Origin of the sequence: uncultured Mailhella sp. (genome assembly GCF_944324995.1) — a bacterium.
Lineage (GTDB): Bacteria > Desulfobacterota > Desulfovibrionia > Desulfovibrionales > Desulfovibrionaceae > Mailhella.
Map to the genome: position 1 here is coordinate 1 of NZ_CALUYL010000016.1, position 25,093 is coordinate 25,093.

At 63.7% G+C, this 25,093-nt stretch carries 18 protein-coding genes; 11 read left to right on the top strand and 7 right to left on the bottom strand.

All coding sequences use genetic code 11. The features are described 5' to 3' along the window. Window positions 1–35 precede the first annotated feature (35 nt). From rpsF to Q0K02_RS07705, 8 genes are all read left to right on the top strand, one after another. Entirely contained in the window at window positions 36–350 is a 315-nt protein-coding gene (gene rpsF, locus Q0K02_RS07670; RefSeq protein WP_294486971.1) for a 30S ribosomal protein S6, read from the top strand. Further along, on the top strand, window positions 350–613 hold the full coding sequence (gene rpsR, locus Q0K02_RS07675) for a 30S ribosomal protein S18 (RefSeq protein ID WP_294446488.1): 264 nt from the start codon (window positions 350–352) through the stop codon (window positions 611–613). The genes rpsF and rpsR overlap by 1 nt, the downstream gene beginning before the upstream one ends. Window positions 614–629: 16 nt before the next feature. Next, window positions 630–1,148 (top strand): 50S ribosomal protein L9, encoded by a 519-nt coding sequence (gene rplI, locus Q0K02_RS07680; protein ID WP_294486974.1) that lies wholly within the window; start codon window positions 630–632, stop codon window positions 1,146–1,148. A 48-nt stretch (window positions 1,149–1,196) separates the two neighbouring features. Further along, the gene (gene dnaB, locus Q0K02_RS07685) at window positions 1,197–2,636 is read left to right on the top strand and encodes a replicative DNA helicase (RefSeq protein ID WP_294486977.1); all 1,440 of its coding nucleotides are present in this window, start codon (window positions 1,197–1,199) and stop codon (window positions 2,634–2,636) included. A gap of 284 nt (window positions 2,637–2,920) precedes the next feature. Continuing rightward, window positions 2,921–4,264, top strand: coding sequence for a potassium transporter TrkG (locus tag Q0K02_RS07690; RefSeq protein WP_294486980.1), 1,344 nt, complete (start codon window positions 2,921–2,923; stop codon window positions 4,262–4,264). A gap of 14 nt (window positions 4,265–4,278) precedes the next feature. Next, window positions 4,279–4,929, top strand: a complete 651-nt coding sequence (locus Q0K02_RS07695) for a TrkA family potassium uptake protein (RefSeq protein ID WP_294486983.1) — start codon at window positions 4,279–4,281, stop codon at window positions 4,927–4,929. 132 nt (window positions 4,930–5,061) lie between these two features. Next, the gene (locus Q0K02_RS07700) at window positions 5,062–6,432 is read left to right on the top strand and encodes a helix-turn-helix transcriptional regulator (RefSeq protein ID WP_294486986.1); all 1,371 of its coding nucleotides are present in this window, start codon (window positions 5,062–5,064) and stop codon (window positions 6,430–6,432) included. 119 nt (window positions 6,433–6,551) lie between these two features. Continuing rightward, window positions 6,552–6,998 carry a C-GCAxxG-C-C family protein gene (locus Q0K02_RS07705; RefSeq protein ID WP_294486989.1) on the top strand — a complete coding sequence of 149 codons (447 nt, stop codon included), beginning with the start codon at window positions 6,552–6,554 and terminating at the stop codon, window positions 6,996–6,998. A gap of 132 nt (window positions 6,999–7,130) precedes the next feature. Here Q0K02_RS07705 and Q0K02_RS07710 read toward each other — a convergent pair whose 3' ends face one another. The 7 genes from Q0K02_RS07710 to Q0K02_RS07740 form a co-directional block, all read right to left on the bottom strand. After that, window positions 7,131–10,124, bottom strand: a complete 2,994-nt coding sequence (locus Q0K02_RS07710; RefSeq protein WP_294486994.1) for a PD-(D/E)XK nuclease family protein — start codon at window positions 10,122–10,124, stop codon at window positions 7,131–7,133. Further along, entirely contained in the window at window positions 10,117–13,587 is a 3,471-nt protein-coding gene (locus Q0K02_RS07715) for a UvrD-helicase domain-containing protein (protein WP_294486997.1), read from the bottom strand. The genes Q0K02_RS07710 and Q0K02_RS07715 overlap by 8 nt, the downstream gene beginning before the upstream one ends. Before the next feature lie 234 nt (window positions 13,588–13,821). Then, entirely contained in the window at window positions 13,822–15,108 is a 1,287-nt protein-coding gene (locus Q0K02_RS07720) for an ATP-dependent 6-phosphofructokinase (RefSeq protein ID WP_294486999.1), read from the bottom strand. A gap of 150 nt (window positions 15,109–15,258) precedes the next feature. Beyond that, window positions 15,259–15,594, bottom strand: coding sequence for a ribosome-associated translation inhibitor RaiA (gene raiA / locus Q0K02_RS07725; RefSeq protein ID WP_294487002.1), 336 nt, complete (start codon window positions 15,592–15,594; stop codon window positions 15,259–15,261). A 164-nt stretch (window positions 15,595–15,758) separates the two neighbouring features. Beyond that, a complete protein-coding gene (gene plsY / locus Q0K02_RS07730; RefSeq protein ID WP_294487005.1) occupies window positions 15,759–16,361 on the bottom strand; it encodes a glycerol-3-phosphate 1-O-acyltransferase PlsY in 603 nt (200 codons plus the stop codon). A 78-nt stretch (window positions 16,362–16,439) separates the two neighbouring features. Further along, the gene (locus Q0K02_RS07735) at window positions 16,440–18,803 is read right to left on the bottom strand and encodes a glycosyltransferase family 39 protein (RefSeq protein WP_294487008.1); all 2,364 of its coding nucleotides are present in this window, start codon (window positions 18,801–18,803) and stop codon (window positions 16,440–16,442) included. A gap of 138 nt (window positions 18,804–18,941) precedes the next feature. Next, window positions 18,942–20,789 carry a hypothetical protein gene (locus Q0K02_RS07740; RefSeq protein ID WP_294487011.1) on the bottom strand — a complete coding sequence of 616 codons (1,848 nt, stop codon included), beginning with the start codon at window positions 20,787–20,789 and terminating at the stop codon, window positions 18,942–18,944. 304 nt (window positions 20,790–21,093) lie between these two features. Between Q0K02_RS07740 and Q0K02_RS07745 the strand changes: the two genes are divergently transcribed. The 3 genes from Q0K02_RS07745 to Q0K02_RS07755 all read left to right on the top strand — a co-directional run bounded on the left by Q0K02_RS07745 (window position 21,094) and on the right by Q0K02_RS07755 (window position 24,997). Further along, on the top strand, window positions 21,094–21,270 hold the full coding sequence (locus Q0K02_RS07745) for a transcriptional regulator (protein ID WP_294487013.1): 177 nt from the start codon (window positions 21,094–21,096) through the stop codon (window positions 21,268–21,270). A 383-nt stretch (window positions 21,271–21,653) separates the two neighbouring features. Beyond that, entirely contained in the window at window positions 21,654–22,742 is a 1,089-nt protein-coding gene (gene dctP, locus Q0K02_RS07750) for a TRAP transporter substrate-binding protein DctP (RefSeq protein ID WP_294487016.1), read from the top strand. 809 nt (window positions 22,743–23,551) lie between these two features. Then, entirely contained in the window at window positions 23,552–24,997 is a 1,446-nt protein-coding gene (locus Q0K02_RS07755; protein ID WP_294487019.1) for an aryl-sulfate sulfotransferase, read from the top strand. Window positions 24,998–25,093 lie beyond the last annotated feature (96 nt).

Genomic DNA, 25,093 nt, shown 5'->3' on the forward strand with positions numbered 1-25,093 from the left:
AGCGGCGGACCTCTGACCGTAAGGAGATATCCTACATGCGCAAAATGGAAACCCTGCTGCTCCTTTCTCCGGAGCTGTCTGTGGAAGAGCGCGAAACCGTCCTGAAGACCATGGACGAAGTCATCACCCGCGAAGGCGGCAAGATGCTCGTCGTGGATCAGTGGGGCATGCGCGACCTGGCCTATCCCGTCCGCAAGCAGATGCGCGGCTTCTATGTTCGTCTTGAATATGCCGCTCCTTCTCAGCTCGTGGCTGAACTGGAACGCATCATCCGCATCACCGACGGCGTGTTCAAGTTCATGACCGTCAAGCTGGCCGACTCCGTCGAAGCCACCGAGGAGGTCGCGTAATGGCTTTCCGTAAGAAGTTTGCTCCTCGCCGCAAGTTCTGCCGCTTCTGCGCCGACGCCGAACTGGCTCTCGACTACAAGCGTCCCGACATTCTCCGCGACTTCATCACCGAACGCGGCAAGATCGTCGCCCGTCGCATTACCGGCACCTGCGCCAAGCATCAGCGCGCTCTGACCACCGAAATCAAGCGTGCCCGCCAGATGGCCCTGCTGTTCTACACTTCCGCTCATTCCAGCGAACTCAAGAAGAAGACCAACATCTAACGGCATAGGAGACAAAATGAAAGTTATTCTTCGTGCCGACGTTGAAAAGCTCGGTCACCTTGGCGACATCGTCAATGTCAAGCCCGGCTACGGCCGCAACTATCTGCTTCCTCAGCAGCTTGCCAGCCTGGCCACTCCCGCCAACATCCGCGTGTTTGAACTCGAACGCAAGAAGCTGCAGGCCCGCATGGACGCCCTCCGCGCCGCTGCCGCCGACCTCGCTTCCAAGCTCGAAGGCGTGGTGGTGACCATCGCCATGCGCGTTGGCGAAAACGACAAGCTCTATGGTTCCGTCACCCCGGCCATGATCGGCGACGCTCTCGCCGCCATGGGCATCGAAGTGGATCGTCATCGTCTGCTTCTCGACGGCTCCATCCGCACCCTGGGCGAACACAGCGTGCGCGCCCGTCTGCATGCCGACGTGGTTCCTTCCTTCACCGTGAAGATCGTGTCTGAAGAAAAGCACATCGCTGAAGAAGAAGCCCCCGTGGAAGCTCCCGCCGCCGAAGCGGAAGCTCCTGCTGAAAATGCCTAATCAGCTTCCCCGGAAGCCTGACGAGTCATGGACAGCCCGGATACCGTCATGAATGAAGCCGCCGCTCCTTCGCGGAGCGGCGGCTCTCGTCGTTCTTCCCGCGGGGAAGGCGAAATCTCCGATCGCGCCCGCGACGATCTTCTGCGCCGCGTTCCGCCGCACAACGAAGAGGCCGAACAGGCCGTTCTGAGCGGCGTGTTCCTGCGGCCCGACCTGCTTCAGGAACTCGTCGATCAGCTTCGTCCCGTGGATTTCTACGTTCCTGCGCACCGGATCATCTTCGGTGCTTTCGTGGCGCTGTGCGAACAGAACACCCCCGTGGACGAAGTGACGGTGTTCGACTGGCTGGTCAGTCATTCCCAGCTTGAGGCCGCAGGCGGCGCGGCCTATCTCGGCGAACTTTCCCGCGCCGTGGTGAGCGGCGCCAACGCCGTGCACTGGGCGAAAATCGTGCGCGACAAGGCCATGCAGCGCGCGCTCATCGACACTTCCGCCCAGATCATCAGCAACTGCTACGACGCCTCCAAGGACGTGCCCACGCTCCTCGACGAATCGGAGCGCGCCATCTTTTCCATTTCCGAACGCGCCAACAGCAAGACCTTCGCGAGCAGCAGCGAACTTGTGCGTTCCGTGTTCGACGAGCTGCTCGCCCGCTACAACAACAAGAGCGTGACCACCGGCGTGCCCACGGGCTACATGATGCTCGACAGAATGACCGCCGGTCTTCAGCCTACCGACCTCATCATTCTTGCGGCCCGTCCCTCCATGGGCAAGACGGCCTTCGCCCTCAACGTGGCCATGCGCGCCGCGCTCTCCGGCGGAGCCACGGTGGCCATCTTTTCTCTGGAAATGAGCAAGGAATCGCTCATGGACCGCATGCTCTGCGCCTGGGGCCGGGTGGAGCTCTCCCGCGTGCGCCGCGGCTTTCTGGAAGACGACGACTGGGCCAAGCTTTCCGCCTCGGCCGACGCGCTCTCCCAGGCCAAGATATTCATCGACGACACCGCAGGCCTGACTCCGCTGGCGCTTCGCGCCCGCTGCCGACGCCTCAAGGCCGAGCACGGCCTCGACCTCGTCATGGTGGACTACCTGCAGCTCATGCACTCCTCGCGCAACGATTCCCGCGAACTGGAAATTTCCGACATCTCGCGCAACCTGAAGGCGCTTGCCAAGGAACTCAAGGTTCCCGTCATTGCGCTTTCCCAGCTCAATCGAAAGGTGGAAGAGCGCACCGACAAGCGTCCCGTGCTTTCCGACCTGCGTGAATCCGGCGCCATTGAACAGGACGCCGACCTCATCATGTTCATCCACCGCGAGGACGCCTACAACAAGAAGGACGACCATCCGAAGACCGGCATTGCTGAAATCATCATCGGCAAGCACAGAAACGGTCCCACCGGCACGGTGAAGCTCGCCTACCGTCCGGAATTCACGGCCTTCGACGACCTCGAAACCACCTATGTCGAGCCTTCGGAAGCACAGTCCTGACGGATTCGCCGGGCCGCAGTTCTCCGACTCGTGGCGCGCCTCGCGCCGTTCTCTGGGCAGCGCCGGAAGGCGGCCTGAGCGCCTTGTTCATCGTCCTTGCAAAGTGCGTCTGCCGTTTTCCGAAAAGGTACCGTCTGCGCGCCTTTTGATCGGACGCGCGGGAAACACGCCGAGGCGCGAGTCCTGCCGGAACAGAATCCGCGTCTTGCCTGCGCGAGGCGGGCGTGCTACTGGAAGCTGGCTGTCAAAAGTCCGTCGGAGAGGGCGGGCAGCCGGAGAAAGAGATGTCATTCTGGATCAAAGAGCGCATCAGCCCTTCGCAGATCATCATTCTGGGCTATTTTCTGTTCATTCTCTGCGGCACGGCTCTGCTCATGCTGCCCTTCACCACCAGAGACGGCGTCGGGCCGGGATTCGGCGACGCGCTCTTCACGGCCACGTCCGCCATTACCGTGACCGGCCTTGTGGTTCACGACACCGCGCGCTACTGGTCGGAATTCGGCCAGGCGATCATTCTCATGCTCATTCAGGCGGGCGGCCTCGGCGTCATGAGCATGGCCGTGGCCGTGGCCGTGCTCGCGGGGCAGAAAATAGGCTTCCGGCTGCGCTGGGTCATGCAGGAATCCATTTCCGCGCCGCACCTTGCGGGCATTGTGCGCCTGACGGGCTTCATTTTTAAAACCGTGCTGGCCGTGGAACTTGCCGGAGCGGCGCTGCTCGCGCTGCGCTTCTGCCCGCAGATGGGCCTCGGCAGGGGCCTGTGGATGGCCCTGTTTCATTCCGTGTCGGCCTTCTGCAACGCCGGTTTCGATCTCATGGGAGAGGCGCATCCCTACGCTTCGCTCACGGCCTACGCGTCGGATCCGCTGGTGTGTCTTGTGGTGGCCGCGCTCATCATCACGGGCGGCATCGGCTTTCTCACGCTCGACGATGTGCGCTCGCACGGTGCAGATTTCCGCAGCTACCGCCTGCAGAGCAAGCTCGTGCTGCTCTTTACCGCCGCGCTTCTTCTTGTCGGCTTCCTTTTCTTCTTTTTCTTCGAGTTCCGGCGCGAAAGCTGGGGCATGTCCGGCCCGGAGGCCGCGCTCGCCGCGTTTTTCCAGTCCGTGAGTCCGCGCACGGCGGGCTTCAACAGCGTGGATCTCGCCGCGCTGAGTCCGCTCGGCAAGCTGGTCACCATGCTGCTCATGCTGGTGGGCGCAGCTCCCGGATCCACGGGCGGCGGCTTCAAGGTCACCACGCTCGCCGTTCTGCTTCTGGGACTGCTCTCCATCTTCCTGCACCGCAACGACGTGCGCGGCTTCGGCCGCAGACTGCCGGACATGGCCCTGCGCCGGGCGTCGGGCATATTCATGTTTTATCTTCTGCTCTTTCTGGCCGGGGGCATGCTGATTTCCGCCTTCGACGAGCTGCCGCTCATGACGGCATTCTTCGAGTCGGCTTCGGCCATAGGCACCGTGGGACTTTCCCTGGGCGCGACGCCGGAACTGTCCGACGCCTCGCGCGGCATTCTCATTCTGCTCATGTACTTCGGCAGAGTGGGGAGTCTTACGGTCGTGTTTGCGGTGTCGTCCGGCCTGCGTCAGGACGCCTTCCGCTATCCTTCTGAAGATGTGGCCGTGGGCTGAAAGGAGTGTGCCGCATGAAATCCGTACTGCTCATAGGACTCGGCCGTTTCGGCCGCCGCATGGCAAGAAAGCTGCGCGAACTGAATCACGACGTGCTCGCCATCGACAAAAACGAACAGCGCGTCAACGAAGCGCTGGACTTCGTGACCAGCGCCCAGATTGCGGACGCCACCAGCGAAACGTTCATCCGTTCTCTGGGCGTGAGCAATTTCGACATGTGCGTGGTCGCCATCGGCGACGACTTCCAGAGCTCTCTGGAAACCACGGCGCTGCTCAAGGAGCACGGAGCGCGTTTTGTGCTCTCCCGAGCGTCGCGGCAGGTTCACGCCAAGTTTCTTCTGCGCAACGGCGCGGACGACGTGGTGTACCCCGAGCGCCAGACCGCCGACTGGGCCGCCATGCGCTACAGCAGCGATCACATTTTCGACTACGTGAAGCTCTCGCCCGAGTATTCCATCTACGAGATAGCCACGCCCGAGGAATGGCAGGGCAAGACCGTGAAGGAACTGGCCGTGCGCCAGCGCTACCGGGTGAACGTGCTCGGCGTGAAGAAGGGCGACGCGCTCCAGCCCATGCCCGGCCCGTCGCACTGCTTTCAGGCCGGGGAAAACGTGTTCGTGCTCGGCCACGACATGGACGTGCAGAATCTCCTTCGCAAAAACTGACGCGGCGGGCGTGCGTATCTTGCCTCAACGATTTGAGCGTGCTACTATTGGAGCAAATCCAATAGTTGGGGCCGACGGGCGTTCCGTGTTGTTCGGAACGTCGTTTGCGCGGTTCTTTTCGGGAGAAAAGGCATGGATGAGCTTGATTCCTGCGCCTGTTCGGGCGGCAATCTGCCCCGTTTCGTGCAGCCGGTGCTGCTGGGGCTGCTGGTTCGCGAGCCCATGCACGGGTATGCGCTCGTGCAGAAGCTGGAGGACACCGGCCTGTTCGGGCCGCAGCCGCCGGACATGACGGGCTGCTATCGCATGCTGCGCGACATGGAACGCAGCGGCGTGCTGGAAACGGAATACGACAGGGGAGACGGCCCGGCGCGGAAGAAGTACCGCGTCACGGCTCTGGGGCGGCGCTGTCTGAACCGCTGGATATCGTCGCTCACGAGCAATCGCGATCATCTCGACAGGGTGCTTGCGCTGCTGCTGTCCGCGCGGGATGCGGATGCGCAGGACCCGTGCCCGGAGGCGGATCGCGCCTTCATGGAAGAAGTTCGTCGGCGGGCGCTTTCCGGAGCGCTGCCTAGGCGGGAAGACGTGCTGCGTCTTCTTTCCTACGCGCCGGATTCGGCGCAGACGGCCTTTCTCGGACGCCTGGCCCGGCAGACGGCCCGCGAGGTTGCGGGCGACAGGGCGGGCGTGTGGGCGGCCTTCGGGGTGGATGCCGCGCCCTGTTCCATGAGCTGCGCCTTTTGCGCGTTCGGCGCGTCGTGGGGCGTGGTGCGGGAGTCGCACGAGTGGGCGCAGGAGGAGATTGTGGCCGCGGCGCGCCGCTACGCCGCCGAGGGCGCGTCGTGGATCGTGCTCCGCACCACGGAGCATTACGGCAGGGAGCGTCTGGAAGCGCTGGCAAAAGCCGTGCGCGCCGTGCTGCCGCCATCCTGCGCGCTTGTGGCCAACACCGGTCAGATGACCGTGGAGGAGATTCGGAGCCTCGGCAGGGCCGGCGTGCAGATGATGTATCATGCGCTGCGGCTCGGCGAGGGACGGGATACGCCCTTTGATCCTGCCGAACGCAGGCAGGCCTTGCGGCGCATCGGCGAGGCGGGCATGGAGCTTGCGCATCTTGTGGAGCCGCTCGGGCCCGAACACTCCGATGAGGAGATTGCCGACGTGCTGCTTGCGGCGCTCGAAGCCGGGGCGAAGGTGTGCGGCGTGATGGCGCGCAGCAATGTGCCGGGAACGCCCTACGGAGGCGCGGAATCCGTGTCCGACGCGCGCCTTGCGCAGGTGGCCGCGGTGATCCGCCTGTGCGGGGGCGTGAACACGCCGCACGTGTGCGTGCATCCGCCGGTGTCGCAGGCCGTGGCCTGGGGAGCCAACGTGGTTGTGGTGGAAACGGGGGCCATTCCGCGGGACAAAAAGGAAGCCGCGGCGGAATGGCGGGGCTTTTCCATGGATGACGCCCGCGCGCTGCTTTTGCGTCACGGCTATGTCGTGGGCGGCGCGTAAATCGGGGCGCGTCACGGAATCGTTTCCGGCTCAAAGCCGGATGTTTAGCGAAGAAACGGCGCTTCGGCAGCCTCGTCATGGAGGCCTGCCCGGAGAGCCAACAGTATTTCGGAGGCATTATGGTATCACGTTTCGGATTGTGCGCGCAGAAGGTGTGCCTGCACTGCGCGCCGCGCCTCGGTATTGAGGATTCGCTGGCCGTGGGCATGGCCTCGGCGTTCGGCACGGGCATGGGGCATGCGGACACCTGCGGCTGCATCTGCGGCGCGCACATGGTGCTCGGGCTTCGCTACGGCAGGGCGGACACGCTGGAGGAGGGCAAGGGCAAAAAGGCGCTGCTCGTGGAAAAGGTGTCGGAATTTGAAAGGCGTCTGTCGAAAAAGCAGCCGTTCCGTTCCTGCCGGGACATTCTCGGCATGGACATCACGCAGCCGGGCGTGATGAAGGCCGCCGCGGAAAAGGGACTTTTTTCCACCGTGTGCGCGGACATGCTTGTGCAGACCTGTGCGGTGCTCGACGAGATGCTTGCCGAGGACGAAAAACAGGATTCCCGCGCCGAGGCGTAATCCGTAAAATGGCGGACGAAGCAGAGGTCGAAGCGCTCCCGGAACCATGTTTCGGGAGCGCTTTTCCATGCGTTGCTCTGAGCGTTTTTTGTCCTTTCGGGGCGTTCAAGGTCGCGTCGGGCTTCGCTCCTTTCAGCGGCAGCAGTTCCGGTAGGGGCAGCGATCGCAGCGGTCGGTGCGGCGCGGCGCGAAGCTCTCTGCCGTGGCCATGTGCCGCAGCACGAAGCCGAGCAGGGCGGGAATGCGTTCCGTGATGATGCTCTCGCGCGTCATCTCGTCTATATTTGCGCCGAGCAGGGGAATTTCGTCGCCGCGGTCGGCAAGCTGCACGAGGGCGGCGTCGTAGAGCGGCGCAAAGCGCAGGGATTCCGCGTTCTGCGGGTCGTTGCCGCACATGTAGAGATAGGCGGGCAGCTGAATGCTGGGCAGGGCGCGCGCAAGGTCGGGCAGCGGATCGGCCTTGCCGGGCCGCCATTCCATCATGGCGTCCCAGAGGCTCTCGTCGTTCCAGAAGGAGGAGTGCGGCTGCCGGCTCGTGCTGCCGCTCTTGTAGTCGAGAATGACGAGTCCCTGCTCGCGGCGGTCGAGGCGGTCGATTTTTCCTTCCAGCGTGAAGCGGTGCTTTCCTTCCTGAAACACGGCCGACACGTTGTGCTCAAGCTGGAGCAGTTCGAGCACTTCGGGCTGCGCGGCGGCAAAGGCGCGCAGTCTGGCCGGGCCCGCGGCTTCCAGCATGAAGCGGCTCTGCGCGGGCAGATTCACGGCAAGGCCGCTGGCGTCGAGCTCTTCCCGGAACAGCGCTTCGAGCTGTTCGGGCTGCAGGGAGCCCTGCCCCACGGGAAGCCCGACAAAGGGCTCGAAGGCGCGCTGAAGCACGGCGTGCAGCAGGTTGCCCACGCCGAGATAGTCGTCGCCTTCCACGACTTCGTCCGCCTCCTTCAGTGTGCACACGTACTTGCGGAAGAATCGCGCCGGGCAGGAAATGTAGGTGTCGAGCCCCGTGGGCGAGAGCTTGCGCTCCATGACGTCCCGCATGCGTTCATTGACGGCGTCCGTGCGGAGAATGGGCGCGTACTCTGGAACCGGCGGCTCCGCCATGGGAAAGGCCGAGGCGAACAGCGGCTCCGAGCCCGGACGCAGCAGTGCGCCCTTTTGCTGTTCCACCCGCCAGACGGCTTCTTCCACCAGCCGGGAGCGCAGTTTCTTGCCGTCCATGACGCCGGTCTGCACGCCTTCCTGCCAGTAGAGAAACACTTCCCGGGCCCCGGCGATGAGCCGGTGAAAGGTGTGCGCGGCGAGCATGTCGCGGCGGCTGTTGTCCGGCAGGCCGAGCAGCGGACGGAGATTGTCGGGCAGCAGCGGATCGCGCGCGGGCGCGCCGGGCAGGGCGTCTTCGGTCATGTCGAGCAGGTACACGCGGTCGAAGTGCAGCAGACGGGTTTCCAGCGTGCCGAGAATCTGCAGCCCCGTGAGCGGATCGGCCTCAAAGGGCACGCGCTGCTCCGCAAGATTCTGATGCACGATGGAAAAGATGGATTCCAGGGACAGATATTCGCCGGACATGGCGTTGTCGGAAAGTTCGGGAATCACGCCCTGCATGAGGCGGGCAAGGCATTCCGCATCCAGCGGAAATCGCGGCCAGATGTGCGCGCCGTATTCCAGCAGAAGCTGACACAGTTCCCGGAGCCTTGCGGCCATGTCTTCCAGCGTTTCCAGATTACGCCACTTCGTGACGAGCGTGTCCACCACCTTTTCCAGAAGCTGGCCGGTCGCTTCGTTGAGCTCTTCCACCGGAGGCCTGCCGTCCAGATCGCCGAGAATGTCGTCCACGAGATCGGAGGTGCAGGCTCCGGCGTCCACCATGCGGCTGCCGGTGCGCAGTCTGGCTTCCAGACGGGAGAGAAAGGGGCGAAGCGGCACGGTCTCTCCCCCTTCTTCGGACGCGGGCACGCCGAGCATGCGCACGTACGGGTGACGGATGAGCGCCATGAAGCTTTTCCAGTGAACGAGGCCTGCGGCGTTCATGCCGCGGCGCGTTTCCATGAGGCGTTCCGCAAGCTGGGCCAGCAGCGAGCGTTCCAGCGGATAGCCGAGAGAAATGTTGATGCTCTTTTCCGGAATGTGGTGCAGCGTGGGCATGAGTAGGGAATCGTGGGTGATGACCACGGCGCGGCTCTCTTCCGGGTGCGGATGCGTTTCCAGTTCCTTTTTGAGTTCCAGAAGCTGCGAGTGCAGATCGTAGCCCGCGTGAAAGTGGATGATCGGTTCCCGGCTGCGGCTCTCGCCCAGCACTTCGCCCCGGGCCTTCCAGCGCGAAAGCCATTCCCTGTGTTCGGCGCAGCTCCAGTGCCCCGCGCCGGAGAGAATTTCCGGATCGGTGTGCAGGCACACGCGCGCCCCGTGTTCCCACAGGTAGCGGAAAAGCCTGTCTTCCGCGCGGGTGAGCCGCACGAATCCGGCCAGAACCACGCACTTTCCCTGAAGCTTGAGGGGCAGATCGGGCGAGGCCCCGGCAAGCTGGGCCGCGTGCTGGGCTTCGAGCCCCGCCGTGCTCAGGCCGCGGCTGCGAAGCGCGGAGCGGTAGCGTTCCTGAATGCGGCTGAGGCTTCCGAGCAGGGCCGCCGCGTAGGGAGCCACCATGTCGTCCACGTGGAGCAGGTCCGAGGCTTCCACCATGTGCCCGGCGCATTCGTCGAGAAGGTGCGCAAGGCGCACGCCCCACGGGTAGAAGCGGGCCATGCCGTCGTCGTCATCCAGACTTTTGGCGAGCTTCGCAAGCGGACTTCCTTCCTCTTCCTGACTGCTTAGTTCCAGCAGACATTCCTTGAGCACGGCCACCTGATCCAGCGTGCCCGCCATGCGCGGCACGGAACGGGTCCAGCTTTCAAGGCAGGTCTGCACGAGCTGCCCCGAATTGATGATGTGCGGCAGCAGCATGGGCCTGTCCGCCTCTCTGCGGTAGATGTCGAGCAGGTAGCGCCGCGGACGATTGAGAGGAAACACGATGACCGCCTTGCCGGGACGGCCGCCCGTCATGTCGCGGACAAGGTCGTGGACGCGCAGCATGAAGTCGTCGTCCCAGGGCACGATCTGGAACGGGCTGAAAGTACGGGTGCGGCTACTCATGGTCGTCTCCGGGAAGAATCGGGAATATTTCGCGGCGGTCGAGATACACCAGCGCGCCGCGCACGTTTGCGCCGCTCGCCTCGTGAAGCAGGTTCAGATAGCGCATGAGCTGGGCCTTGTGCTCGGGCGCGGGCAGATGGCCCGCAGTGCCGGTCTTGTACTCCACGGCCACGAGCTCCCGGCCGTCGTCCACCAGCAGGTCCACGCGGAACTGACGCCCGTCTGCATCGAGCAGGGCGTGCTCCGGCGTGCCGAAGGCCAGCCAGTGCGGCGTTTCCGGCTGGAGCGCGTACCAGCAAAGAACGTCTTCCACCTGCTTCTGCACGTTTTCCCTGTCCGGCACGGGCAGCGGAAATGTGGAAATGCCGCGCGCGGCCGCCAGCGCGGCGTCGCGTCTTGCAGAGGCCTCGCCCACGCCGGATACCTGAAGGCTTTCCAGACAGTGATGAATGAGCGTGCCGCGCCTTTTGGGCGTGAAGGTCCAGTCTTCCAGCGGACTGCGGAACATGCGAAGGCGCGGAAGCCAGCCCATGGGCCGCCAGTCTTCGCCCGGCTGCCCGTCCGGAGCGGGCGGCGCATCCGCAGAGTCGGGCGGAGCGGCGGACGCTGCCTCGGGCGAGGCGGGATTGCCTGCCGTGAGAGCGGTTGCTGCGGATTCGGTTTCCGTGCGGGCGGCTGTGGATTCGTCTGCCGCGGTGATGTCCGCGGGGGCGGCGGACGCCGGGGCGCTGCCTGAGGCCTGCGTCTTGCCGCCGCGAGGGCTCTCGCCGACGGCCTGCGCTTCTTCGGCGCTGCGTTTTTCGCCGCAGGCCGGGACTTCGCCGGAAGGCGCGTCGCCCGCCGGAGCGGACGCGGAAGGCGGCAGATCGGGCGTCTCGCCCCACACGAGCGCGCCGTCCTTCTCTTCCATCGAGCTTCTCACCCGGGAGAGCAGCGCGTCGAGCATGAAGGGGATGGGCCCTTCGTCGGGATCGGACAGAAAGCAGTGCAGCTCGGACACCGCGCGGGTCATGGCCACGTAGATGAGGTGCAGCGATTCGCGCGCCGTGTCCATGCGGTCCTGAAGCCACGGCCTGCCCATTTCCCGGCACAGCGGCGCAAGCAGGCCCGTGCCGCGGCTGTTCCAGAACACGGACTTGTCGTCCGTGGCGCGGCCGAGGGAAAAATTGAGCCAGGGCAGAATGACCACCTCGAATTCCAGCCCCTTGGCCTTGTGCATGGTCATGATGCGCACGGCGTCCATGCTTTCGGGCAGCGGGGCCTTTTCCTGACTGCCGCTCGAATCCCACAGATCGAGAAAGCCGGAAAGGTCGGACACGCCCTGTTCCTCGGCGCAGAACAGCACCTCCAGAAAGCGGCGCACAAAGCCTTCGGCCGAGCCGCAGCGCTCGAACACGTTCCAGCGCTCCAGCACTTCCATGACGGCGTCGTAGGGCGTGAGCAGGCCCGCGTTGTCGTGCAGGGGCGCAAATACGGTCTGCCAGGCTTCGGGAAAGTCGGCGGCGAACTGACGCGCCATGCTTTTCTGCCGGGAGCGTCGCGCGGCCCAGTCGAGCAGCGCGCCTTCGTCAAGCGGCGAGCCGTCCGGGGCGGTCATGGGCGGCAGCAGCTCTCCGGCGCACAGGGCCGACCAGAAGGCGATGTCGTCGTCGGGATCGTTCATGAAGCGCAGCAGGCTCACGAGTCCCGCAATGACCGGCTGTTCGGCGAGCAGCAGGCTTCCCTGCGTGACCACGGGAATGCGCCGGCTCATGAGCCACGAGGCGGCCTTGGCGGCCTGATCGTTGTTGCGCGCAAGAATGCAGATGTCTCCCCACGGCCGCGTGCGCCCCATCTTTTCCACCATGTCCGGCAGCATCACGGAAAGCTCTTCCTCTTCGCGGCCCTTGTCGAGCGCGCGCAGGCGCACGAATCCGCCGGGCGCGCAGTGTTCCGCGCTCTGGGCGGCGCGGTCGAAAGCTTCGCTGAGCAGCGCGGCCTCGCTTTGCAGCAGCGCTTCGTCGCCTTCGGCCAGCGGGGCGAGCAGTTCTTTGGCCACGTCCGGGTTGCCGAGCGGGGAGAACAGGGCGTTGTTCCACGCCACGATGCGCTGACGGCTGCGCCAGTTGCAGGGCAGCGTTTCCAGCGTGGGATGATCCACAAGCGCAAGCAGAGGCGAGCCCGACCGCACGAGCTGATCGAAGAGCGCCGCGTCGCCGCCGCGCCAGCCGTAGATGGCCTGTTTCACGTCCCCCACGATGGTGAGCGAGCCGTTCTTGGCGAGCGCTTCCTCGGCCAGCGGCTGGAGCGCCAGCCACTGATCGCGGCTCGTGTCCTGAAATTCGTCGATGAGCATGTGGGTGATGCGCGCGCCGAGGCGGCAGAAGAGTTCGTTCACGCCTTCGCTGTCGTCCGCGGCGCGTATGGCGAGCCTCGGCACCTGCGAGGCGGCAATGACGCCGTTTTTGCGCTCGTAGTGCTCCAGCCTGGCATAGACGGCCTGCGCAAGCTCGGCAAAGGGCATGAGCCGCCGCGCGCCGAGAAGCACGCGCACTTCCCTGAGGTCGCTTTGCAGGCTTTCGTAGAGCGCGTGCAGCGAAAGGCTGGCTGCGCCCTTCGACGCCTTGAGCAGGCACTCGTCGAAGCTTTCCTTCTGAAACATGGCCGAGGAGAGAGGCAGTTTGGTGGCGCGTCCGCCGCATTCGATGCAGGCGTTCAGCGCGTTGAGAAAATGCTTGCTCGCCTTGATCTCCTCCTGTTCGATGCGGGCGCGCATGTCTCTGGCGTCGTTTTCAATGCCGTGCAGCACGGCCTGAAAATGATCCTCCGCCTCTTCCGGCGAGGCGAGATCGCGGATGTTCCAGCCGTCGCCTGCGAGCATGAGCGAGACCATGGCCGTGACGCGTTCACGGATGCGCTCTCCGGCCAGAAAGCCGCGGGTCTTTTCCGAGCGGAGCATCTGACGGCAGGCGCGGCGGAACAGATCGCCGAGTTCGGGGTCTTCGCGGGCCTGCTCGGCCATGTCGTCGAAAATGGGGCCGGTGATGTCGCTGTCGGCAAAGCGGGGCTCGAAGTCCGGGGAAAGATCGAAGTCCAGCGCAGAGAGGCGCACCATGAGGTGCAGCAGGCTGTCGATGGTGCGGATGTTCAGGGAGCCGTAGCTGCGGATGAGCATGTTGACGGCGTCGCGGGCTTTTGCCGGTTTCCAGAACTTTTCCGAAGCCGCGGCGGAGGGAGAAGCGAGCGCCATGCCCTTCAGCCGCGAGAGCAGCCGCTCGCGCATTTCGGTGGCGGCCTTGTTGGTGAAGGTGATGGCGAGAATTTCCTGCCAGCCGTAGGCGTCGCCGTCCGGCACGGCGCAGCCTGAGGGCGGACGGCTCCAGGACGCGCCCGAAGAGCCCGCGAGCAGGGAAAGAAAGCTGCTGGTCAGGGTGTAGGTCTTGCCGGAACCTGCGGAAGCCTTGATCTGTCTGAATTCGCTCATGTCGGACGGGGTTTGGGGGAAGGGCATTCTTCCTTTGTCATCATCGGCCATTCCGCATAACTTCGCAAGACGGAAATTGTTTCCTTGCGGGGCGGCGTTTTTGAAGCATAAAAAAAGACCTCCGCACGAATGGTGCGGAGGTCTTGCCGGGCGGCTCCTGCCTGCCCTGAAAAGACGATGCCTTGCCGGTTTCGGCGAGAAAAACGCCTGCGCTTTCTGCGGGCGCTTTGCGCGCTACGCGAGGCGCTGGCCCGTGGTGGCGATGACGGAGCGCCAGTAGTTGGACTTGATGTCGATCTGGCGGCGGCGTCGCGTGACGAGCTGGAGCGGCAGATGCACGAAGCGGTCGAGCAGGCGGGCGACGACCATGTTGGTCTTGCCGGCCATGGCCGCGTGTACGGCGTTGCGCCCGAGCAGGCCGCAGTAAACGCGGTCGTTGGTGTTGGCGGGCACGGAGCGCACGATGTAGCTCGGGTCGATGTACTTGACCGTGACGTTCATGTCCTTGTTGGCGAAATAGTTCTTGATGGCCTTTTGCAGGAAGAGGCCGATGTCGCCCAGCACGCGGTTGCCGGAAGCGTCGGTTTTGCCGCTTGCGGTGAGCAGGTCCTGACCTGCGCCTTCGGCCGCCACGATGACGGCGTGGGAGCGGTTTCTGAGGCGTTCCTCAAGGGCGGGCAGCAGGCCGCCTTCGCCTTCGAGCTTGAAGGGCACCTCGGGCACGAGCACGAAGTTGACGATGTTGAGCGAGAGCGTGGCCTGCGCGGCGATGAAGCCGGATTCGCGGCCCATGAGCTTGACGAGACCCACGCCGTAGGGCGCGCCGATGGCCTCGGTGTGGGCGCAGCGCAGGGAGGAGGTGGCCACGTCCACGGCGGTGTCGAAGCCGAAGGACTTGGGCACGAAGTTGATGTCGTTGTCGATGGTCTTGGGAATGCCGATGACGGACGTGTGGAGCTGACGGCGGAAGATTTCTTCCTGAATGGCCGAGGCGGCCTTCATGGTGCCGTCGCCGCCGATGATGTAGAGCATGTTGACGTTCATGCGCTCAAGGGCGTCCACGATTTCCTCGGGGCTCTGCGGGCCGCGGGAGGAACCCAGAATGGTGCCGCCGAAGGTGTGGATTTCCGACACGTTGCGGGGGGTGAGCTCCATGATGTCGTGGTGATACTTGGGAATGAAGCCTTCGAGGCCGTAGCGGATGCCGAGAATGGAGCGCACGCCGTAGCCGTAGTAGGATTCGAGCACCACGGCGCGGATGACGTCGTTGAGTCCGGGGCAGAGCCCGCCGCAGGTGACGATGGCGGCCTTGGTCTTGCCGGGATCGTAATAGACGTGTTCGCGGGGACCGGCCTGTTCGATATAGATGGGCGTATCTTCCAGGCCCTTGACGTCTTCGCCGCCGTGTTCGGCGTCGAGGTAGAAGGGCACGGGAGTGTCGTCGATGTAGGGGCCTATGGCGGGGTTGTCGATTTTTGCCTTTCCCACCGTCATGATATGCGTATCTATTTCATGAGTCATCTGCGCCTCCGGAATCCTAGAGCGGAAAGGTTACTTTTTTTGATTTCGCTTGTCACGCAAAACTTTGGGGGACAGGCTCTGAGAAAAAAACGGAGCCTCCGGTCGCGGATGCGGCCGGAGGCTGGATTTCTTGGAAGTTCTGGTCGGGCGCTACGCGTTGTCGCCGTTGCCGAGAGAGTCGACCATGGTGTCGCGGTTGATCTGACTGCGGCGTTCGCTGGCCTTGCGCAGCTGCTGTCCGATGCGGTCGTTGCACAGGTCGATGGCGGCGTACATGTCGTCGTTCTTCTCGCTGGCGGCGAAGTTCAGGTTCTGACCGGTAAGCAGCAGGTCGGCCTTGGGACGATTGTTTTCCATGGAAAGCGTGACGAGCAGCTTTGCTTCCTCATCGCCAACCATGCGCTCTATCTTCTGAAAACGCTTGAGGGCGTAGCTCTTCAGGGGATCGGAAGGGGTAAGATTGCGGAAAACGACTTCGATCTGCATAAGCAATTCCTTCCCCGGCCGGGCCGGGAGCGGGGCAAACCCGCGTTCATGGGATGCAAAGACCTCGAACCGTACGGTCTTCTGCTCTTAGAAACAAGCTAGCATAGAACGAAACGAAGGTCCAGTAGTCGGCAGTTATGAAAGTCGGAACTTTGTTTTGGAGCTCAGCTCTTTTTTTTCGCAAGGAACTTGCTTTCCTCGCCGCGCATGAGACGGCCGATATTGGCTCGGTGCGCCCACACTATCATGATCAGAAGCACGACGGCCAGAGGTTCGAGCCGGAAGTATCCGAACAGGGCGTAGAACACCACGAGAGAGGCGGCCATGACCATGGAGCCCAGAGAAACGTAGCGGGTGACGGCAATGACGGCCACGCAGCAGAGCACGGCGCACAGCAGGGGCCAGAAGGCCAGGGGAATGAGCGCGCCGATGGTGGTGGCCACGCCCTTGCCGCCCTTGAAGCCCAGGAAGGGCGACTTGATGTGCCCGGTGACGGCGGCAAGCGCCACGAGACTCTGCATGCAGGGATCCGGCAGCACGTTCACGGCGAGCAGCACGGGCAGCAGGCCCTTCATGATGTCGCAAAAGAGCGTCATGATGCCCCAGGGAAGACCGCACAGGCGGGCCACGTTGGTGGAGCCGATGTTTCCGCTTCCGGCCTTGCGGGGATCAATGCCCTTGAAGGTTTTTGCGATGACCAGTCCGAAGGGGATGGAGCCGAGGAAAAAGGCCAGGGCGACGCAGAGAATGAGGGCAAGATAGGTCATGAGATCGTGTCCGGGTTGAGGTTCAGGAGCGGAGGGCGGAAAAAAGCCCGGCGCGACAGCTTCGCGCCGGGCGTGAGATTACGAACGGGCGGCGCTGTCTGCGCTGCCTGCGGGCGTTTGCTCGGGCTCGGCGGGAGCGGCGGGCGCGGAGGGCGCGGGGGCAGAGGGCGCCTTGGGCGCTTCTTCGGCGGCGGGTTCGGCCGCAGGAGTTGCGGCGGGTTCGGTCGTGGGGCTCGCGGGAGCCGCGGAGGATGCGGGCGCTTCGGCAGGCGAGGCTTCCGTTTCTGCGGGCGCCTCGGCAGGCGCTTCTGCGGAAAATTCCGCGCCGCTGGCGGCGGAGGTTTCCGCGGGCGCGGCTTCGTCGCTCGCCTGTGCGCCTGCGTTCACGGCCACCACCACGTAGGGCTTGTGAACCATCCAGGAGGTGAGCAGCACGGCGGCGTCGGCGGGCTTGTTCGTCCAGGCGTTCCAGTCGTCTGCGGGCATGGCCATGACGGTCATGGGATGCGCCTTGAGCCAGGCGTCGCGCTCGGCGGGCGTGGCGAGATCGGGCACGGCGAGGCGTCCCTGCTGCTGGGGCAGCAGCAGATTGAGATGCCAGGCGTACGCGCCGGGGTACACGTCGAACGCTGCCGGGGCGTAGCCTTCCTTCACCTTGGCGGCCATGACTTCGGCCTGAGCGCGGGGGCTCAGAATCTTGTTCATGGAAGGAGCCACGAAGGCCTGATAGGGCAGAAGCATGATGATCATGCCGAACGCGGTGACGAGCAGCGCGCCGCCCGGAAGTGCAAGGCGCGTGAAGAAGAGCAGCGCCACGGCGAGCAGAATGAGCACGCCGCCCATGTACATGGTGCCGTGAAGGGCGTCCAGCCAGGGATCGGCCACGGCGGGCACGGCAGGCAGGTAGGAACCGATGTAGGGCCGCACGACGGGGAAGACTTCAAGCGCCACGAGGGCGAGGCCGGCCAGAGCGATCACCACGGAAACGAGGCTGAAGAAGCAGCGGCTGCGGCCGGGGGTGAGGCGCATGACGGAGCGGCCGGTGAGCACGGCAAGAGGCGCGAGCAGCGGCAGGGCGTACACGCTCATTTTGGCCTGCACGAGGGAGAGCATGGCCGCGCCGGTGACGAGCCAGATCCACAGCCAGCTTGAGCCGCCGCGTTCCCTGCGGGTTTTCCATGCCGCGGGAATGCCGCGCAGGGCGGCGAACCAGTTGACGAAAAGAATGACGAGAATCCACGGCAGCCACATGATGGGCAGCGCCGCCAGATAGTACCACCACGGCTGGACGTGACGTCCGCCTTCCAGCACGCGGCCCGCGAGCTGGGTTCCCACCATGTCGCGCAGATAGTCCTGATGCCCGCCGAGGTAGAGCGCGCCCGCCCAGGCCATGAGCATGAGCAGCATGAGCACGAAGCCGGGCAGGCCGTCGCGGCCGTTGAGGCGTCCGGGCGTGCCGCGCCAGAACAGGAAGATCACGCTGGTGACCACGGCAAAGGCAATGCCGAGAGGACTCTTGATGAGCGTGGCCGCGCCCACGAGCAGAAAGCCCGCGGCGAGCCAGAAGGGAGCAAAGGATTTGATCCAGCCGCGATACAGGCAGGTCATGCCCAGCGTGACCACGGCGGCGAAAAGCAGATCCATGCGCGGATAGCAGGCCGCGCCGCTGATGTACGCGCAGCCGAGCGCCACAAGACCGGCGGCAAAGGCTTCCCGGCGGTCGTGTCCGGTTCCGCGGGCGAGCAGCCAGATGGAGCCGATGAAAAGAAGATGGGACAGCGCCACGGCCAGGAACAGCACCATGGGCGCGCCCACGCCGGGAATCTTTGTCAGGGCGTCCATGAACCAGAAGTAGAGCGGCGGCTTGTCCGGGTAGGGCAGGCCGTTCATGGTGAGCATGAGCCAGTCGCCGCCCTTGAGATTCATGAAGGCGTCGGCCAGACGCACTTCGTCGGAGAACCACAGGTCGCGCACCTGCCACACTTCCAGGAAGGTCATGGCCGCGGCGAGAATCAGCAGCACGGGCAGCCCGGCGTAGGAAAGCGCCTCAAACAGCCTGGCCGCTGCGCCGGAAGCCGGAGGCTCGGGCGCGGGCACGTCCGGCATGCGGATGTGATCTTTTTTCGCTTCTTCGGCGGGAGCGTCGAGAAGAATCGGCGCGTCGTCCGGCTCCGCGTCCTTGTTGTCCGCGTCGCGCTCAACGCTTTTTTCTTCGGGTTCCGATGTTTCTTCGGATTCCGGACCGCTGTCGGCGTTCTGTGCGGAAGATTCTTCCGTGCCGTTCTGCTCGGGAGCGGCGCTTGGCGCTTCGCTCTCTTCGGAAGGTTCCGGCTTTTTCGCTTCGTCTTCCGGGCCCGGCGTCGGCTGATGCTGTTTTGCGGCGTCGGATTCGGCGGCCATGTTTTCCTTGTTTTTGTCCGTGCGTTCTATGTTCTCGTCCATGGAAGGCTCCCGCTGGGGGTTCAAGAAGAGATGACCGGCAAGACCGGCAGTGTGGCGAGTATCCCAAAATATCCGTGACGGCGCAAGCCCCGCGCCGTGTTTCGGGCGATTTTTCATCGCGCTCGGATCCCTTTTGCGTCAGCGCAGCAGCACGGCGCGCCAGGAGCGGGGAGTCAGCGTCATGCGCTTTTCGGGCACGGCGCTGCCGGAGAGAAGATCGCGTCGCTCCGAAGCCTGCGTCCAGCGGGAAAAGCGCGGGGAAAACGTGGCGCTTTGCCGGGAAACGTTGCCGAAAAACGCCAGCGTTCCGCCGCCAGGCAGCGCGGACACGAGAGTGAGCACGCCCGGCTCTTCGCAGTCTGGCGCGTCGAGAAATTCGCCCGAGGCGATGCCGCACGAGGCTCTTGCCGCGAGCATGGCGCAAAGGAGGTCGTCCATGGCGCATCCGGGCGCGCGGCGGTAGAGCGGATAGCCCGAAGGCAGGCCCCGGCGGCTGGACGGCGAGCCGTTCGGCTGCCAGAGCGGCGGCGTGCCGGGCCAGTCGTCGCCTTCGGGCAGACTGCCGTCGAGATCCGTGCCGGAAAGCATGAAGAGGCCGGGCAGAAAGGCGCGCGCGGCAAGAAGAAGCGCGTGGGCGTCGCGCACGGCGGGAGCGTCCTCGGCGTTCGGCCTGGCCCCGGGTGCAAGTCCGCAGGCCGCGGCCGCCAGAGTCGGCGCGTTGAGACGGGGAGAGGCGTCCGGGAAGGGCGTGAGCAGAGAGGCCCAGCCCTCGGGCATGAGGGCGGCAAGGCGGGCGTTGCCCGGCCTCGGCAGGCCTTCCGGCGCCATGCGCCAGAGCCTGCGCTGATCCACGCCCGCGGCTCTGGCCCTGCGCAGGCTTTCGCGCGCGTAGCGCGCCTCGCCCGTCAGCAGCGACTGCTCCAGCGCGGGAAAAAGCACGCTGTCGAAAAAGAAGTCCGCGCCGCTGTCGGCAAGTGGAACAAGAAGAGGAGCCGGAAGCGCGTCCCGCACCAGCACCGCCGCGCCGTAGCGGTGCGCGTTGCGCGTAAGATCGCGCAGCGCCGAAAGTCCGGGCTCAAGGCCTGCTCCTGCCGCGTCGCGTCCGGTGACGTCGTTCGGCCCGTCCAGCCCCAGCCACGCGCCCACGCTCACCCCGATCAGGGCTTCGTGACGCAGACCTATCTGATCGATGAGCCCGGCTTCCATGACGCGCCGCGCCGCGCCGGACGGATCGTCCCAGTGCAGCACCGGCCTGTCGAAGCGGCCGTGCCAGCGGTAGGCCCAGCGCCGTTTGACGCCGTCCACGCCGTCCACCGGCCCCGTGACCGCCCAGCCGCGCGGCGGCTCGGAAACGGCGTCCTGCTCCAGCGCGGAAGGCAGCTCCCCCTGCGCGGCAAGCGCGGCGACTGCGCCAGCGTCAAGCGGAGCCGTTTCCTCCTTTTTTAAAGAAGGAAGAAGAGGCCAGAGCCGCGGAGAAATTTCGGTCATGGCGTACAGCCCGGGATAGTCCCGCACCCCGCGCAGCGACAGAAAGAAATCCGGCCCTGCACCGGTGTCGGCGGGCAGAAGCGTGCCGCCGGAAAGAAGTCCCTTGCCGGCGAGCGCCGCCTTCCAGCGGGAAAAGTTTTCTTCCGTGCCCGCCAGGCGTCCGAGGGAAAGACCGACGCCGTCCGTGCCGAGCCCGGCGGCGGGCGAGCGCCCGGCCCATTCGTCGCCGGTGTCGGCAAGATCGGCGAGCAGAACGCCCTGCACGCCGAGCCCGGCAAGGCGCGCTTCTGCATGTTCCCCGACAAGCGCTTCCGTGAGCGAGTCATAGCCCGACCAGGCCGTGAGCGCGGGCGAGGCGAAAAACCAGGTTCGGGTATCTTCAGGCAGAAGAGACGCGCGCGAGCCGCGCCGCCAGTTCAGCGACGAGCCGCTCACCACGGACGTGACGGAAACGGCCCGACGCAGACAGGCCTGCTCCTCCAGCCACTGAATGTACACGGGCCCGGGCCTCCCGGAAGGTCGGGGGGCGTCCGCCCCGGAGGGAGCGCAGCCGGAAAAAAGCGCAGCCGCCAGCGCGACCGCAAGCGCAAAAACGGAGAACGTTTTCATGGCAGAGAAAGATGAATCAAAATTTATCAGGAATTGTTCTTAATAATGCTTGCCTTTCCCCGGACGAAAGGATACAAGCAGCCCGTGAAGCGCCGGTGTATTTCAAGCGCCCGGCAAGGCGTCCGTCCTGCGGAGGCTGCCGGAGCATCCGACGCCCGAGAATGCAAACGACGTCCTAAGAAAGGAGTTTACCATGGAAGAACAGGTTCTCAAAGCCATGAAGGAAGCGGGAAAGCCCGTCCGTCCCGGAGACATCGCCAAGGTGCTCGGTGTGGATTCCAAGGAAGTGTCCAAGGCCTGCGCCGAACTGAAGAAGGCGGGCAAGATCTATTCTCCCAAGCGCTGTTACTACGAACCCGTGGCGGAATAACGCCGCGTGTGACGCAAAAAAAACCGGCTTCGGCCGGTTTTTTTTGTATTCAGCGGTCATTTCCTGTTTCACCGATGCGGGCGGCGGCGCGCGAAGCGCAGAGGAGCGATTGTCTTTTCTCTGTAACACCTGGGCAAAAGGGCGGGCGCGTCTTTTGCTTTTTGCGTCGTTTTCTTTCTTTTTCCGATGTTTTTTTCCGTGTTGCTTCATTGCGGCAACGTCATTCTTGTAAGAAATATGCGCTTTTTTTCTCGACACCGGTCAACGCGTCAATTCCTTGTTCTTTCAGTTGACTTAACAGGCAAAATCCCTTTAGAAAAATTTTTTGGCGCTGTTAACCGTCGTTGTTGACGGCCGTCTCCGAGCTGAAAAGGAGTATTGTCATGTTGAAAAAATGGAGTATCGGCGCGGCTGCGCTCGCTCTTGGCTGTCTGCTTTCTCTTTCCGGTACTGCGCTGGCCGCCGACGCCGGAGCCGGGCAGCCGACGCGTCTGTCCTTCCTCGGCGGGTATCTGGAAAGCCATCCCACCGTCAAGGAAGTGTTCGAGCCCTTCATGGACGCTGCGGAAAAAAAGTTTGCCGGCAAGATTGATTTTTCCTACTTCACCACCAATTCGCTGTATTCCGAGAGCGAGGCCTATTCCGCCATTTCCGACGGCCGTGCGGATTTCGGGCAGGTTCGTCCCGCGCTCTTTCCCCGGGAAATGAAGCTGCTCGGCGTGGTGGCCCTGCCCGGCATGTGCCCCAACTCTCTGGTGGGCAGTCTCGTGGCGGAAGACCTCATCCGCAAGTTCCCCGAAGTGCGCGCCGAACTTCCCCGCAACACGGTGCATTTCACGGCGTGGGCGTCCGATTCGTATCAGATTCATTCCGTCATGCCCATCCGCACCCGCGAGGATCTGAAGGGCAAAAAGATTGCCGTGTGGGACAATCCCACGCTGAAAATCGTGGAGGCGCTCGGCGCGCACGGCGTGCGCATGAGCTCCACCGACACCTTCCTTGCGCTCTCCCGCGGCATGGTGGACGGCGTGCTCTGCCCCACGGCTCCGCTGCGTTCCTACAAGCTCACGAACGACGCGAAGTATCATCTCATTCTCGGACTCGGCGTGAACACCTTTGTTGAGGAGATCAACAAGAAGAGCTGGGACGCCATGCCCGCCGACATGCGCAAGTGGATGGCCGATCAGGGCGGCATGAAGATGGCCGAAGCCATCGGTCGTTCGCTGGAAAAGGGAGCCATGGCCGACGTGGACTGGATGAAGTCGCAGGGACATGTGTTCACCGTGCTGAACGACGAGGAACGCAGTGAATTCCTCGCGCCGCTGGATGCGCTGATCAAAAGCTGGAAGGAAAAGGTCTGCACGGAAGTGAATCCGCAGCTGGTGGACAAGGTGTACAAGTACGCCCGCGAGCGCAGCAAATATTACGCGGAGCAGGTACACGCCGGAAAGTACGGCAACTACGGACTCTGATGTTTTCGCCGGGTTCCCGGCGTGTTGAACAGAAAAAGACGGTGTTTCGGCATCGTCTTTTTTTTGTCCTTTGCTTCCGGGAGGGCGCTTTGGGGCCGGGCGCCGTCGCAGAACCGCAGCCGGGGCGGCTGCGCGCAGATCCGCTGCGCTTTGGTGTTGCCGTCGGATGCGCGCAGGGCGGTCGGCCATGCCGCAATCTGATGGGGGGAGGGGAAAAACATGGGAGGCGAGCCTCGACGCACGTTTTCTCTCGCGGAGAAAGAGGGCGGCGCGTCCTGCTTCTTTGTGCGGGAGAGCGTAGCCGAGGGGCGGAGTGCTGAGCGCAGGTCCGGCTAGGGCGGCGTTCTTTTCGCGGTCAAAGCGTGATTTTTTTGGTCGGGAATCGGCGACGCGCCGGACATGGGCCCGGGATCGCGGGCGGTCCGGCGTGTCCGTTGCCGCCGGTTGCAGATGCCCGATTCCGCTTATCTCTGGGAAAAGTCTCAATCTTTTCCCCGAAAGGGCCGGAGAAGCGGTGAATCGTGCGCCGGAAATTTCTGAAGCAGTCATGAAGGCCGAAAAAGAAAAATATTAATAATCTTTGATAGTTAACAATGCTGCAAGATTTTCTCCATTGACTTAATAGTATTATTTAATTTATTAGCACTCTAATGAATGAAAGAGGTTTTTGAACTCTTCCGATGCATTTTTCCGAACGTCGCCCTCCGGCCGTCTGACAGGCGTATGAGGCCCGAAGTCCGGTAACGTTTTAGACGGATCCCGGAGCTCAGCCTCCGGAAGCCTACCCTCAACTCTTAAGGAGTGTTATCATGGGTCATCCTACAATTTATCCTACCGGCGTCACGCTTTACAATCCTGAAAAGGCATACAACGGCTATACCGTCATGCCCGTCAAGGGACAGGGCGCCATGCTCATCGACATGAACGGCCAGGAAATCAAGCTCTGGAAGGGCGTTCACGGCTTCCCGAACAAGATTTTCCCCGGCGGCTATCTGCTCGGCAGCCGCGGCATCCGCAACCCCAAGTACGGCCTTCAGGATCAGGTGGACCTCATCCAGGTGGACTGGGACGGCAATGTGGTCTGGGAGTTCAATCAGGCCGAATTCATTGAGGATCCGGGCGAAAAGCCCCAGTGGATGGCCCGTCAGCATCACGACTTCCAGCGCGAAGGCAGCACCACCGGCTACTACGCTCCCGGTCATGAACCCCAGTCGCTTTCCGGCAACACCCTCGTGCTCTGCCACCGCGACGCGCACTGCGAATACATCTCCGACAAGCCCCTGCTCGACGACGTCGTCTATGAAGTGAACTGGGACGGCGAAATCATCTGGGAATGGCAGGCTTCCGACCACGTTGAGGAAATGGGCTTCTCCGAAGCCGCCCGCAACGCCATGGCCCGCAACCCCAACTATCGCGGCGGCTCCCTCATCGACAGCGCGCCCGGCCTCGGCGACTGGATGCACATCAACTCCATGTCCACCCTCGGACCCAACAAGTGGTATGATGCCGGCGACGAACGCTTCCATCCCGACAACATCATCATGGACGGCCGCGAAACCAACATCATCTTCATCATCAGCAAGGAAACCGGCAAGATCGTGTGGAAGGTCGGCCCCGACTACAGCATCGGTCATCCCGAACACTCCCTCGGCTGGATCATCGGTCAGCATCACGCGCACATGATCCCCGACGGTCTCCCCGGCGCGGGCAACATCCTTGTGTTCGACAACGGCGGCTGGGCCGGTTACGACAATCCCAACCCCGGCGCGCCCATCGGCGTGAAGGCCGCTCAGCGCGACTACACCCGTATTCTGGAATTCGATCCCACCACCCTCAAGATCGTGTGGCAGTACACGCCTCATGAAGCCGGCTTCGTGGTTCCGCTGGACGCCAGCCGCTTCTACAGCCCCTTCATCAGCTCCGCGCAGCGTCTGCCCAACGGCAACACCCTCATCACCGAAGGTTCCGACGGCCGTCTCATCGAAGTGACCGCCGACCATGAAATCGTGTGGGAGTTCATCAACCCCTACCATGACGGCCGCAACATGAACATGGTGTATCGCGCCTACCGTGTGCCCTACGAATGGGTTCCGCAGGCCGAGCACACTCCCGAAGTGGCCATCGAGCGCATTAACTGCGCCACCTTCCGCATGCCCGGCGCCGCTCCCTTCGGCAGCCGCACCAGCGAAGTGGAAGTGGAAGGCACCCTCGGCTACGTGGCCAACGCCGGCGACTGCATTGCCGCTACCGAATAACTGATCGTGCGGGAACTTCCCGCGCGACAATGAAAAAACGCGTCCGGAGCTTTTCCGGGCGCGTTTCGTCGTTTAATGGTCGGGGGCGGGGAGCCG

Excerpts from the sequence above, each read along its gene's own strand:
- rpsF (WP_294486971.1), top strand. The coding sequence starts at position 36 with ATGCGCAAAATGGAAACCCTGCTGCTCCTTTCTCCGGAGCTGTCTGTG.
- rpsR (WP_294446488.1), top strand. The coding sequence starts at position 350 with ATGGCTTTCCGTAAGAAGTTTGCTCCTCGCCGCAAGTTCTGCCGCTTC.
- rplI (WP_294486974.1), top strand. The coding sequence starts at position 630 with ATGAAAGTTATTCTTCGTGCCGACGTTGAAAAGCTCGGTCACCTTGGC.
- dnaB (WP_294486977.1), top strand. The coding sequence starts at position 1,197 with ATGAATGAAGCCGCCGCTCCTTCGCGGAGCGGCGGCTCTCGTCGTTCT.
- Q0K02_RS07690 (WP_294486980.1), top strand. The coding sequence starts at position 2,921 with ATGTCATTCTGGATCAAAGAGCGCATCAGCCCTTCGCAGATCATCATT.
- Q0K02_RS07695 (WP_294486983.1), top strand. The coding sequence starts at position 4,279 with ATGAAATCCGTACTGCTCATAGGACTCGGCCGTTTCGGCCGCCGCATG.
- Q0K02_RS07700 (WP_294486986.1), top strand. The coding sequence starts at position 5,062 with ATGGATGAGCTTGATTCCTGCGCCTGTTCGGGCGGCAATCTGCCCCGT.
- Q0K02_RS07705 (WP_294486989.1), top strand. The coding sequence starts at position 6,552 with ATGGTATCACGTTTCGGATTGTGCGCGCAGAAGGTGTGCCTGCACTGC.
- Q0K02_RS07710 (WP_294486994.1), bottom strand. The coding sequence starts at position 10,124 with ATGAGTAGCCGCACCCGTACTTTCAGCCCGTTCCAGATCGTGCCCTGG.
- Q0K02_RS07715 (WP_294486997.1), bottom strand. The coding sequence starts at position 13,587 with ATGAGCGAATTCAGACAGATCAAGGCTTCCGCAGGTTCCGGCAAGACC.
- Q0K02_RS07720 (WP_294486999.1), bottom strand. The coding sequence starts at position 15,108 with ATGACTCATGAAATAGATACGCATATCATGACGGTGGGAAAGGCAAAA.
- raiA (WP_294487002.1), bottom strand. The coding sequence starts at position 15,594 with ATGCAGATCGAAGTCGTTTTCCGCAATCTTACCCCTTCCGATCCCCTG.
- plsY (WP_294487005.1), bottom strand. The coding sequence starts at position 16,361 with ATGACCTATCTTGCCCTCATTCTCTGCGTCGCCCTGGCCTTTTTCCTC.
- Q0K02_RS07735 (WP_294487008.1), bottom strand. The coding sequence starts at position 18,803 with ATGGACGAGAACATAGAACGCACGGACAAAAACAAGGAAAACATGGCC.
- Q0K02_RS07745 (WP_294487013.1), top strand. The coding sequence starts at position 21,094 with ATGGAAGAACAGGTTCTCAAAGCCATGAAGGAAGCGGGAAAGCCCGTC.
- dctP (WP_294487016.1), top strand. The coding sequence starts at position 21,654 with ATGTTGAAAAAATGGAGTATCGGCGCGGCTGCGCTCGCTCTTGGCTGT.
- Q0K02_RS07755 (WP_294487019.1), top strand. The coding sequence starts at position 23,552 with ATGGGTCATCCTACAATTTATCCTACCGGCGTCACGCTTTACAATCCT.